Annotated in this window: 1 protein-coding gene; it reads left to right on the forward strand. The window is 73.6% G+C overall.

The window, feature by feature from the left end; genetic code table 11:
• A partial coding sequence (locus tag MKK84_RS01330) for a hypothetical protein (RefSeq protein WP_243916237.1) occupies positions 1–303 on the forward strand: 303 nt, incomplete at both ends.

Here is a 303-nt window from a genome sequence, read left to right on the forward strand (position 1 = left end):
GCGGGCGTGGTGCTCGTGTCAGTGGTGTGGGTGCTGTCTGACGTAGCGGCGGTGGCGACCGCTGCCGGCGCACTCACCGCGGCGGGCGTGGTGCTCGTGTCAGCGGTGTGGGTGCTGTCTGACGTAGCGGCGGTGGCGACCTCCGCCGGCGCGCTCGCCGCGGCGGGCGTGGTGCTCGTGTCAGTGGTGTGGGTGCTGTCTGACGTAGCGGCGGTGGCGACCGCTGCCGGCGCACTCACCGCGGCGGGCGTGGTGCTCGTGTCAGCGGTGTGGGTGCTGTCTGACGTAGCGGCGGTGGCGACC

Origin of the sequence: Methylobacterium sp. E-065 (assembly GCF_022829605.1) — a bacterium.
In the GTDB taxonomy this organism is placed as follows: domain Bacteria; phylum Pseudomonadota; class Alphaproteobacteria; order Rhizobiales; family Beijerinckiaceae; genus Methylobacterium.